Origin of the sequence: Methylobrevis pamukkalensis, from assembly GCF_001720135.1 — a bacterium.
Lineage (GTDB): Bacteria > Pseudomonadota > Alphaproteobacteria > Rhizobiales > Pleomorphomonadaceae > Methylobrevis > Methylobrevis pamukkalensis.
Genome location: NZ_MCRJ01000153.1, coordinates 1 through 7,488, shown reverse-complemented (window position 1 = coordinate 7,488; position 7,488 = coordinate 1). Strand labels below are relative to the sequence as shown.

The window sequence follows — 7,488 nt, the reverse complement described above, 5'->3', positions numbered from 1 at the left end:
ACCTTGGTCCGAACAGTTCGAGACCGGCGGCAAGCTCGCTCGGACGAGCTCCGCGCACCGACGACCGCGATACCCAACACCGTGTGGTTTCGACTGCAATCACGCCCAGCCTGCGCGATCAGATATCTGACCGGCCAACCCGGATTCGGCGGCAGCTCCGCAATACCGGCATTGATTTCGTCAATGCTGCGCGGCGGCCCGTCGTAGGCAATCGATCCGAACAGGTCGTCCAGCGTCACGGTCATCGGTCTCAGCAGCACGGTACCGTCGCGCAGCACCTGCAGCTCCACCCGGTCCCCCGCCGAAATCCCGAGCGCCTCCCGAAGATGCCGCGGAATGGTGATCTGGCCTTTCGGAGAAACCCTTGCGACGCTGGAGCTCATGGGCATTTCCGACACTATTGGAAACCGGCGGAAACTCTCTCACCTTTCCGACAGCCACTCCAGCAACCTCACAGCCCGCCCATCACCGCCTGCCGGAAGCCGTAGATTTCGCGCTTGCCCTGGAAGGGCACCAGCGTGACGGAGCGGCTCTGGCCCGGCTCGAAGCGCACCGCCGTGCCGGAGGGAATGTCGAGCCGCAGGCCGCGCGCCGCGGCGCGGTCGAAGGAAAGCCCGGCATTGGTCTCGGCGAAATGATAGTGGCTGCCGACCTGGATCGGCCGGTCACCGGTGTTGGACACCTCGATCGTCGTCGTCGGCAGACCGGCGTTCAGCTCGATCTCGCCCGCGGCGGGGAAGACTTCTCCGGGGATCATGACGTCTCCTCAGTGGGACGAGGGCGTCGGCGCGCCCGGCGGGCAGCCTTCCGCCTTCAGGATGCGGGTCGTCGACGGCGGGTTGGCGGCGAGCTTGCCGGCGGGCCGCACGGGCCGGCGCACCAGTTCGCCGCCGCAGTTCGGACACACGCCGTGCAGCGTGTCGCGCGCGCAGTCCGCGCAATAGGTGCATTCGAAGCTGCAGATGAAGGCGACGGCGGCCGGCGGAAGGTCGCGGTCGCAGCATTCGCAGTTGGGCCGAAGGTCCAGCATCGCACCGCCCCCTTTCTGCCGCTCAGCGGATCGGTTCGTGCACCGTCACCAGCTTGGTGCCGTCGGGAAAGGTCGCCTCGACCTGCACGTCGTGGATCATCTCGGCAATGCCGTCCATGACCTGCGCGCGGGTGATCACATGGGCGCCGGCCTCCATCAGGTCGCGACCGTGCGCCCGTCGCGCGCCCCCTCCATCACGAAGTCGGAGATGAGCGCGATCGATTCGGGATAGTTGAGCTTCACGCCCCGTTCCAGCCGCTTGCGGGCGACCATCGCCGCCACCGAGATCAGCAGCTTGTCCTTTTCGCGCGGTGTGAGATTCATGCGCTCGCGAGCCCCTGAGTAACGCAATCCGGTGACGCGGCCTGAATGACGCCGTCGGACCTCGAAGGTAATCCGATCCGCCTCAGCAATGCCAGACCCTTGGCACCGGTCTGCCTCGGAAATTTTCAAGCACGGAAATGAGGCAGTCGCGCAAGGGGCGCCCACCCGGCGCCAGCAGCCGCGCCACCAGCAGGCCGTCGACGGCGCTGGCGCCGGCCACCACCCCGGTGGCCTCTCCCGCGAAGCGGTCGAACAGGGCGCGCAGTTCCTCCAGCCGCCCCTCCGCGCCTGGCCCGGCATGGACGAGGCTCGCCATCGCCGCGGCGCCTGCCCCGGTTGCCCGGCCGGCGAGGATCGCCGCGGCGTCGCCCTCCAGCCGCAGCGTGTCGGCATAGACGAGCCGCCCGTCGCGGCGGATGCGCCAGCGGTCGATCGCGCTCGCGGTGCGCACCGTCTCGCCCATGGCGGTGCGCCCCAGCACGATCTGCTCCACGGCGGTCAGGCGCGCGGTGCCGGCAAGGTCGATGTCGAGATGGCGGTCGAGCCCGGCGCGGTCGAAGACGATGGTCTCCTGCGGCAGCCATTCGGCCTCGGCCCCGTCGCCGACGACGAGCCGGGTGGCGATCCGCCCGAGCCCGGCGCTGCGCCGGTAGATCCGCTCGGCCGCCTGGGTGGTGGCGACCGCCCGGGTGCCGGGCGCAAAGGTCACGCCGTAGCGCAGATCGTCGCCGCCGGTGACGCCGCCGGCGGTGTTGAGCAGCACCGCCACCGGACGCCCGTCGTAGACCCTGGGAAAGCGCATCTTGCAGCAGCCGTCCTGCAGCAGCCGGTCGAGACGCGTCTCCCCGTCCACCAGCTTGAAGGCGACCTCGGCAACGCCGCGCGCCCGCTGCAGCACCGGCGTCGCTGCGGGCGCGCCGGCCGCCGTTGCGGCCTCCTCGCGGACGGCATCCGGACTGTCGTGCGACATGACTGCTCCCTGCCCCTCTTTCGCCGTTGTCGCGCGGCATGCGACGCGAGGCAAGCCCGCGCGCAGAGGCCGTGGATGATCATGCTGCAACGCAGGATGATTCACGGCCCCTCTTGTCCGGCCGGGCGCATTGTCGGATAAAGCCTCGTTCCGGACGTGCGGTGCAGGGTCGCCGTGCACCCGGTGGGCTTTCTCCATTTCGGACAGATTCGGGTTCGGACAGAAATTCGGGCGGACATGGCATGCGTTCACGTTTGAGGACACGATTCCGGAAGGCCGCGGCGCTCGCCTGCGCGCTGGCCGGGCTCGTTCCTGCGATGGCGCAGGCCGCGGCAACGCCGGAGCGGCCGCCCTACATCGTGTTCGAGGCCAACAGCGGCCGCGTGCTGGCGGCCAGCGACGCCTTCGATCCGTGGTATCCGGCGTCGCTCACCAAGCTGATGACCGCCTATGTGGTGTTCGAGGCGCTGGAGCGCGGCGAGGTCACGCTCGCCTCGCCGGTGCAGGTCTCCGCCAAGGCGCTGTCGCAGGCGCCGAGCAAGATGGGCTTCAAGGTCGGCACGGTCATCCCGCTCGACGACGCCCTCAAGATGCTGATCGTCAAGTCGGCCAACGACATCGCGGTGGCGATCGCCGAATCGATCGGCGGCAGCGAGGCGGGGTTCGCCGCGCGCATGAACGACGTCTCGAAACGGCTCGGCATGACCGCCTCGCGCTGGGACAATCCGAACGGCCTGCCCGACGCCGGCCAGTGGTCGTCGGCGCGCGACCTTGCCGTCCTGACCCGCGCGTGATGCTGCGTTATCCCCAGCATGCCGCCCTGTTCCGGATTCCCGCGATCGCCATCGGCGACAAGGTCATGATCTCGCAGAACAAGCTGCTCGGCCGCTATCCCGGCGCCGACGGCATGAAGACCGGCTTCATCTGTTCGTCCGGCTTCAACATCGTGGCGAGCGCGTCGCGCGGCAGCAAGCGCGTCGTCGCCGTGGTGCTCGGCCAGCCGAATTCGGAACTGCGCAACGAGATCGCCGCCCGGCTGATCGAGACCGGTTTCGGCGAAAGCTCCGGCTTCCTCAAGTCCGGTCCGACGCTGGAAACCCTGCGGCCCGAGGCGACCCCGCCGTCGCGCCCTCTCGACATGAAGCCCCACATCTGCGGCGAGAGCCGGACCGCAGCCCGCGCCCGCAAGGCGGAAGGCCCACCGCTTCTCTCCGCCGAGGCCCCGCCGCCGGTGGCGGTGCGGGTGTCGATCGCGTCGGCCCCGGCCGGCACGGCCCTTGGCACCGAGTCGGGCGACGCCAGCGGCACCTATGTGCCGGTGCCGCGCCAGCGCCCCGTGCCGCTCTCGCTTCTCGGAACCATGGCGGATCCTGCGGCCCCCCCGCGACGCCCCTGACCCATCAACGATCCTGGCGGACGAACCAAACGCATGCTCGAAGTCAACGTCTCCACCTACATCGACGCACCCGCAGCGCTCGTCTACGCCGTGCTCACCGATTTCGCCGGAGCCCCGCGCTTCATGTCGAAGATCAGCCGCTCCGATATACTGGACGGCAAGAAGATGGCGGTCGGCACGCGTGTCCGCCAGACCCGGACGCTGTCCGGTCGCGAGATCACCTGCACCTATCGCGTCACCGCCCTCGACGTGGCCCAGCAGGTCGCGATCGAGACGGAGGCCAGCGGCGTGTTCTGCAAGATCGGCTGGCGCCTGACCCCCGATGGGCGCGGCACCACGATCGCGACCAGGATCCTCGCCGAACCGAAGACCACGGCCGCCCGCACGGTGATGATGCTCGGTCTCGGCCTGCGCGGCGCGGTGGAGCGGGCGACCGAAGCCGAGATGGTCGAGGTGCGGGCGGAATGCGAGCGCCGCAAGGCGCTGGCCTGATCCCTGCCGCCTGAACCCTGCCTCCTGCCCCTGCCTCCCCGGTTCCCTTCGGTGGCATCACCCGCACGGGCGCGGGACGGACGACAGCAAGGATGACGTCGATGAGCGAGAGCCCGCGCCGCCGGGAGCCGATTCCGGTCACCGTGATCACGGGCTTTCTCGGCGCCGGCAAGACGACGCTGCTCAACCGGCTGCTCGAAGCCCCGGAGATGCGCGACGCGGCCGTGATCATCAACGAGTTCGGCGAGATCGGGCTCGATCACCTGTTCGTCTCGGCCGCCGACGACGGCATTGTCGAACTCTCCTCCGGCTGCCTCTGCTGCACCATCCGCGGCGACCTCGTCACCACGCTGGAAGGCTTCCTGCGCCGGCTCGACAACGGCCGCCTCGACACCCTGTCGCGGCTCGTGATCGAGACCACAGGGCTGGCGGATCCGGCGCCGGTGCTGCAGACGATCATGGCCCACCCCTATCTGGTGATGCGCTATCGGCTCGACGGCGTCGTCACGCTGGTCGACGCGGTCAACGGGTCGTCGACGCTCGACGAGCATCCCGAGGCGGTCAAGCAGGCTGCGGTCGCCGACCGCATCGTCCTTACCAAGACGGATCTGCCCAAGGGGGCCGCGCGTGCGCCCGCCCTCGTCGCACGGCTGCACGCGCTCAATCCCGCGGCCCCGGTGCTGGTGGCGGCCGATGGCGCGGCTGTGCCGGCCGTCCTGCTCGGCGCGGGCCTGTGGAACGCGGCGACCAAGACCGCCGACGTGCGCGAATGGCTTGCCGCCGAGGCCTATGAGGCCGGCGCGGGCCACGATCACCACGGGCATGGTCATGGCCATCACGACCACGGGCATGAGCACGACCATGCCCACCCCGCCCACGACGTGAACCGTCACGACGACCGGATCCGCGCCTTCAGCCTGTCCACCGACCGCGCGGTCGGTGCCGGGACGCTGGAGATGTTCCTCGACCTGCTGCGCTCCGCCCACGGGCCGAAGCTGCTGCGGGTGAAGGGCATCGTGAAGCTGTCGGAGGATCCGGACCGTCCGGTGGTGCTGCACGGGGTCCAGGACGTGTTCCACCCGCCGGTGCGGCTGGCCGCCTGGCCGGACGAGGATCGGCGCACCCGACTCGTGTTCATCACCCGCGACCTGCCCGAGGGCTTCGTGCGGCGGATGTTCGACGCCTTCGCCAGCACCCCGGCGACCGACACGCCGGACGCCGCGGCGCTCATCGACAATCCGCTGGCAATCACCGGATTCTCGGGACGGGCGTGATCGGCCCGAAAGGCACGGTTCCGGGCCCTCCCCGCACCCGGCCACGCCGTCTTAACAATTCGTGAAGTTTCCGGGCAGATACTCGGCCCTCGAATAGCCCTTTCCCGGGGCGCGGAGACCGAATCATGGACACCTCGGCCGTCATCCAGCAGGTCGCGATGAATGCGATCGAGCGGCAGCAGACCGTTCAGGCGGCCGTCGTCCGCCAGGAAAAGCAGTCGCAGGACGCGCTGGTGTCGATGCTGGACGCCTCGCTGCAGACGGCAAAATCCGCCCCGGCGCCCGGCACCGGCCTCGTGGTCGACGAATTCGCCTGAGCGAGGCGGCCCGCGATCTTTCAGACGGATGATGACGTCCAGAAGGGTGTGTCACGGTCAGTCGTGGTGACTCCGCGCGGGTGCGATCGGCGCGTCACGCCAGACCCGTCACCCGGCCCTGAGCCGTCCGGTGGCATGGGCGGTCAGCGCCTCGCGCACCGCCTTGCGGATTTCGGCAAGCGTGAAGGGCTTGGGCACCACGTCGAAGACGATGGCCTCGAGATTCTGCGCGCGCTCGCGCTGATCGGCAAAGCCGGTCATCAGCAGGATCGGCAGGTCGGGAAAGTCGCGCGCGACGTTGAGCGCCAGCCCGATGCCGTCCATCACCGGCATCATGATGTCCGACAGCAGGAGATCGAACCTCTCGCCGCGCTGAAGCACCTCCAGCGCCACGCCGCCGTCTTCGGCAGGCGTCACGTCATGGCCGTCGATCTCCAGCGCGCGGCGAACGAAGGCCCGCACGGCGTCGTCGTCTTCCGTGAGAAGTATGCGTGCCATGCGCCCCCCGGATCCTTCCTGATTCCTCACGATCACCCGGAAGAAAATCTACACCGTTTCGTCAACGGACCGGCGCCGATTTTGTTCAAATCTTCGCCATCGCCCGGCCTTGCCCACATCTTGCGCGGCTTACGCGGTCTCATCCTCGTGGATGACCCCGACATAGGGCAGCTGCCGCCAGGCGTGCGCGGCGTCCATGCCGTAGCCGACGACGAACTGGTCCGGGCAGAGAAAGCCGATGTAGTCCGCCTCGATCTCGGCCTTGCGCTTGCCGGGCTTTTCCAGAAGCACCGCCACGTCGACCGTGCGGGCGCCGCGCTCGGCCATCAGCTGCCGTGCATAGGCGAGCGTGCGCCCCGATTCCAGAATGTCGTCGACGATCAGCACGTCGCGGCCGGCGACATCGGTGTCGATGTCGCGCAGGACCCGGATCTGGCCGCTGGACACGAGGCCGTCGCCATAGCTCGACAGCGTCATGAACTCGACCTCCGGCGCCATCCCCGCGCCGTGCATTGCCCGCAGGAGATCCGCGGCGAACATGAAGCTGCCCTTGAGGATCGCGACCACGAGCAGGTTCCGGTAACCGGCCTCGCCGATCTCGGTGGCGAGGGCCTGGACGCGCGCGTCGATCAGGCTGGAAGAGTAGAGAACCGAGATATGCGGCGAAGTCATCGAACCCCCAGGGCCAGTGTCTGCTCGTCGGAAAACCGCACCACCACGTCGATCGCGGCTTCGGGCGGCGTCGGCAACTGCGAGCGGAATTCCAGCTGCTCGCCCGGTGCCAGGCGGTCCTGCGGCACGCGCATCGACCAGGCGTAGATCTCGCGCCCGGAGGCGTTGCGCAGGCCGAAGCGCAGCGCCGGAACCGGCCTTGCGTCCGCCTCGACGTTGCTGATCACGCCCTCGACGACGAGCACGGCACCATTGCCGTCCGCACTGCCGTAGCTGCGCACGTCGCCGATCGCAAGCCCGCGCAGGTTCACCTCCAGCCCGGCCAGCCGGTAGACGCCGGCGAGATCCGGCAGCAGGCGGACGATTTCGGTGCGCAGCAGCACGGCGCCAAGCAGAAACAGGCAGAAGCCGGCAACCGCGAGGGCGGAGCGCATCAGGGGCGTCAGCCCCTTGCCGCCGGCGGCGGACGTGCCGCGCCCGGGCTTGCGCGCCGGCTTGCGCCCGCCCGCCCGGCG

The 7,488-nt window shown here is 69.2% G+C and carries 11 protein-coding genes and 2 pseudogenes; 5 read left to right on the top strand and 8 right to left on the bottom strand.

Annotation, left to right across the window (positions count from 1 at the left end; genetic code table 11):
* From A6302_RS21610 to A6302_RS18420, 5 genes and pseudogenes are all read right to left on the bottom strand, one after another.
* Window positions 1–383 (bottom strand): AbrB/MazE/SpoVT family DNA-binding domain-containing protein (locus A6302_RS21610; protein WP_169833627.1); only part of this gene is annotated, 383 nt, incomplete at its 3' end.
* A 68-nt stretch (window positions 384–451) separates the two neighbouring features.
* Window positions 452–757 carry an urease subunit beta gene (locus A6302_RS18435; protein WP_069308263.1) on the bottom strand — a complete coding sequence of 102 codons (306 nt, stop codon included), beginning with the start codon at window positions 755–757 and terminating at the stop codon, window positions 452–454.
* A 9-nt stretch (window positions 758–766) separates the two neighbouring features.
* On the bottom strand, window positions 767–1,030 hold the full coding sequence (locus A6302_RS18430; RefSeq protein ID WP_069308262.1) for a DUF1272 domain-containing protein: 264 nt from the start codon (window positions 1,028–1,030) through the stop codon (window positions 767–769).
* Window positions 1,031–1,052: 22 nt separating this feature from the next.
* Window positions 1,053–1,354, bottom strand: a pseudogene (locus A6302_RS18425) (urease subunit gamma).
* 82 nt (window positions 1,355–1,436) lie between these two features.
* Window positions 1,437–2,324, bottom strand: coding sequence for an urease accessory protein UreD (locus A6302_RS18420; RefSeq protein ID WP_069308261.1), 888 nt, complete (start codon window positions 2,322–2,324; stop codon window positions 1,437–1,439).
* A gap of 242 nt (window positions 2,325–2,566) precedes the next feature.
* On the opposite strand from A6302_RS18420, the gene A6302_RS25455 reads away from it, so the two are divergent.
* The 5 genes from A6302_RS25455 (at window position 2,567) to A6302_RS18395 (ending at window position 5,803) form a co-directional block, all read left to right on the top strand.
* Window positions 2,567–3,118 carry a D-alanyl-D-alanine carboxypeptidase family protein gene (locus A6302_RS25455; protein WP_169833626.1) on the top strand — a complete coding sequence of 184 codons (552 nt, stop codon included), beginning with the start codon at window positions 2,567–2,569 and terminating at the stop codon, window positions 3,116–3,118.
* On the top strand, window positions 3,118–3,720 hold the full coding sequence (locus tag A6302_RS25450) for a D-alanyl-D-alanine carboxypeptidase family protein (protein ID WP_069308259.1): 603 nt from the start codon (window positions 3,118–3,120) through the stop codon (window positions 3,718–3,720). The genes A6302_RS25455 and A6302_RS25450 overlap by 1 nt, the downstream gene beginning before the upstream one ends.
* Before the next feature lie 33 nt (window positions 3,721–3,753).
* Window positions 3,754–4,212 (top strand): SRPBCC family protein, encoded by a 459-nt coding sequence (locus A6302_RS18405; RefSeq protein WP_069308258.1) that lies wholly within the window; start codon window positions 3,754–3,756, stop codon window positions 4,210–4,212.
* A 92-nt stretch (window positions 4,213–4,304) separates the two neighbouring features.
* Window positions 4,305–5,486 carry a CobW family GTP-binding protein gene (locus A6302_RS18400; protein WP_069308257.1) on the top strand — a complete coding sequence of 394 codons (1,182 nt, stop codon included), beginning with the start codon at window positions 4,305–4,307 and terminating at the stop codon, window positions 5,484–5,486.
* A gap of 125 nt (window positions 5,487–5,611) precedes the next feature.
* The gene (locus A6302_RS18395) at window positions 5,612–5,803 is read left to right on the top strand and encodes a hypothetical protein (protein WP_069308256.1); all 192 of its coding nucleotides are present in this window, start codon (window positions 5,612–5,614) and stop codon (window positions 5,801–5,803) included.
* 108 nt (window positions 5,804–5,911) lie between these two features.
* Here the strand turns inward: A6302_RS18395 and A6302_RS18390 are convergent, their stop codons facing one another.
* From A6302_RS18390 to A6302_RS23180, 3 genes and pseudogenes are all read right to left on the bottom strand, one after another.
* Window positions 5,912–6,301, bottom strand: a complete 390-nt coding sequence (locus A6302_RS18390; RefSeq protein WP_069308255.1) for a response regulator — start codon at window positions 6,299–6,301, stop codon at window positions 5,912–5,914.
* 129 nt (window positions 6,302–6,430) lie between these two features.
* Window positions 6,431–6,973, bottom strand: a complete 543-nt coding sequence (hpt, locus tag A6302_RS18385) for a hypoxanthine phosphoribosyltransferase (RefSeq protein WP_069308254.1) — start codon at window positions 6,971–6,973, stop codon at window positions 6,431–6,433.
* Window positions 6,970–7,488, bottom strand: a pseudogene (locus A6302_RS23180) (thioredoxin); the annotation flags it as partial. The gene hpt and the pseudogene A6302_RS23180, both read right to left, overlap by 4 nt.

Coding starts and splice junctions, on each gene's coding strand:
- A6302_RS18420 (WP_069308261.1), bottom strand. CDS start 2,324: ATGTCGCACGACAGTCCGGATGCCGTCCGCGAGGAGGCCGCAACGGCG.
- A6302_RS18395 (WP_069308256.1), top strand. CDS start 5,612: ATGGACACCTCGGCCGTCATCCAGCAGGTCGCGATGAATGCGATCGAG.
- A6302_RS25450 (WP_069308259.1), top strand. CDS start 3,118: ATGCTGCGTTATCCCCAGCATGCCGCCCTGTTCCGGATTCCCGCGATC.
- A6302_RS18390 (WP_069308255.1), bottom strand. CDS start 6,301: ATGGCACGCATACTTCTCACGGAAGACGACGACGCCGTGCGGGCCTTC.
- A6302_RS25455 (WP_169833626.1), top strand. CDS start 2,567: ATGCGTTCACGTTTGAGGACACGATTCCGGAAGGCCGCGGCGCTCGCC.
- hpt (WP_069308254.1), bottom strand. CDS start 6,973: ATGACTTCGCCGCATATCTCGGTTCTCTACTCTTCCAGCCTGATCGAC.
- A6302_RS18430 (WP_069308262.1), bottom strand. CDS start 1,030: ATGCTGGACCTTCGGCCCAACTGCGAATGCTGCGACCGCGACCTTCCG.
- A6302_RS18405 (WP_069308258.1), top strand. CDS start 3,754: ATGCTCGAAGTCAACGTCTCCACCTACATCGACGCACCCGCAGCGCTC.
- A6302_RS18400 (WP_069308257.1), top strand. CDS start 4,305: ATGACGTCGATGAGCGAGAGCCCGCGCCGCCGGGAGCCGATTCCGGTC.
- A6302_RS18435 (WP_069308263.1), bottom strand. CDS start 757: ATGATCCCCGGAGAAGTCTTCCCCGCCGCGGGCGAGATCGAGCTGAAC.